This is a genomic window from Micromonospora sp. D75 (assembly GCF_018070405.1).
Classification (GTDB): domain Bacteria; phylum Actinomycetota; class Actinomycetes; order Mycobacteriales; family Micromonosporaceae; genus Micromonospora; species Micromonospora chalcea.
In genome coordinates this window covers 1-1904 of sequence record NZ_JAGPXV010000872.1, presented here as the reverse complement: position 1 = coordinate 1904, position 1904 = coordinate 1, and the positions used below count along the sequence as shown (strand labels likewise).

The window sequence follows — 1904 nt, the reverse complement described above, 5'->3', positions numbered from 1 at the left end:
CTCCGTGGGCACGGTCGGCCGCAGCCCTGTCGCGTGGGGGCCTCCGCTCGGGCCTGCCGGGTGGGTGCGTGCCAGACGGGTTGCTGCCTCCTGGAAGGCTCTGCCCAGCGTGGTGGCGGTTTCTCTCGGGTCGTCCGCGCGCATGATCGCGCCCAGCACGGCTACTCCGGCGGCGCCCGCCTCGACGCATGCGTGGACCTGGTCCGGGTTCTCGATGCCGCCCAGCGCGAGGACGGGCACGGGGCTGACCGCGATCAGCTCGCTCAATCCGCCCGGTCCCAACACAGGGCCGTAGCCGGGTTTTGTCTTTGTCTCGTAGAGCGGGGACAGGGTGGCGTAGTGCTCGGTGGTGAGGCGGGCCAGCTCGGCGGTGTCGTGGCAGGAGCGGCCGACCAGGCCGACGGCGGGCGGCGGGTACGGGCCGGCAGCCGGTAGGTGCACCGCGTCCCCGTCGAGCGGGTCGGGTCCGGCGACGACGAGCGTGCCGCCCGCGTCGGCGAGGATCGCGCGCAGGTCGACGGCGAGCGCGAGGCGTTCGGGGCGCGGCAGGTCCTTCTCCCGCAGCACCACCCACCGCACTCCCCCACCCACGGCAGCCGCCACCACGTCGACGAGCGCCCCCCGGGCCACCCGCCGATCGGTCAGCAGCACGACCCCGCTCGGCCCGCCCTGGATCTTGGTACGCGGCCGCCCCTCGGGGGGCGCCTCCGTACCAAGATCCGCTACGCGTGAGGCGGTCACAGGTCGGGCCGTCCCTCGTCGGGGGTGGACGGCAGGGCGTGGAAGCGGCGGGTGATGCGGCCCGCGCCGTACGCCAGGCGGCCGGCCTCGACCGCGTAGCGCATCGCCGTGGCCATCGCGACCGGGTCGACGGCCCGGGTCACGGCGCTGGCGAGCAGCACCGCGTCACAACCCAGCTCCATGGCGAGGGCGGCGTCGGAGGCGGTGCCGATGCCCGCGTCGAGCACCACCGGCACGTCGACCGCCGCCCGGATCAGCCGGATGTGGTGCGGGTTGCCGATGCCCAGCCCGGAGCCGATCGGCGACCCGGCCGGCATCACCGCCGCGCAGCCCACGTCGGCCAGCCGCCGCGCGAGCACCGGATCGTCCGACGTGTACGGCAGCACGGTGAACCCGTCCGCGACCAGCTCCTCGGCGGCGCGCAGCAGCTCCACCCCGTCGGGCAGGAGCGTGCGCTCGTCGCCGATCACCTCAAGCTTCACCCAGTCGGTGTCGAACGCCTCCCGGGCCAGGTGCGCCGTCTTCACCGCCTCCACAGCGGTACGGCAGCCGGCCGTGTTCGGCAGCAGCCGTACGCCGCACCGCTCCACCAGGTCGAGCAGGCCACCCGACCCGCCGGGCGTGGTGTCGACCCGGCGCAGCGCCAGCGTCACCAGCTCGGTGCCGGACGCGCGGATCGCCGCCTCCAGCACGTGCAGGTTCGCCGCGCCACCGGTGCCGAGGATGAGCCGGGAGCCGAACCCGACCCCACCGATCTCAAGCGTGGACATCCTGCTCACCCGCCCTGGGTGGCGCTGAGCACCTCGACCCGGTCGCCGTCGCGCAGGACGCTCGCCGACCAGCCGCCGCGCGGCACCACCTCGCCGTTCACCGCTACGGCGAGCCCGCGCTCCCGGTCGGTGACGGTGCGGACCACCTCGGCGACGGTGACGCCCTCGGGCAGCGTCCGGCCGGTGCCGTTGACGATCAGTTCCACGTGCGCTCCTTCCCGAAGCGGTCCGGGGTGAAGGGGGCGAGCGCGGGATCCGGCTCGCCGGTGACGATCAGCTCGGTGACCAGGTCGGCGGTGACCGGGGTGAGCACGATGCCGTGCCGGTGATGTCCGGTCGCGGCGAGCACACCCGGCTGCCCGGGCAGCGGCCCGATGATCGGCGCGTTGTCCG

General features: G+C 74.8%; 4 protein-coding genes. All 4 read right to left on the bottom strand.

The window, feature by feature from the left end:
- Positions 1-675 (bottom strand): thiamine phosphate synthase (locus tag KBX39_RS30160; protein WP_210873801.1); only part of this gene is annotated, 675 nt, incomplete at its 3' end.
- 62 nt (positions 676-737) lie between these two features.
- Positions 738-1511, bottom strand: coding sequence for a thiazole synthase (locus KBX39_RS30155; protein ID WP_210873799.1), 774 nt, complete (start codon positions 1509-1511; stop codon positions 738-740).
- A 5-nt stretch (positions 1512-1516) separates the two neighbouring features.
- A complete protein-coding gene (thiS, locus tag KBX39_RS30150) occupies positions 1517-1717 on the bottom strand; it encodes a sulfur carrier protein ThiS (protein ID WP_013288601.1) in 201 nt (66 codons plus the stop codon).
- Positions 1708-1904, bottom strand: a 197-nt coding sequence (locus KBX39_RS30145) for an FAD-dependent oxidoreductase (RefSeq protein ID WP_369010127.1), incomplete at its 5' end; no start/stop codon positions are given. The genes thiS and KBX39_RS30145, both read right to left, overlap by 10 nt.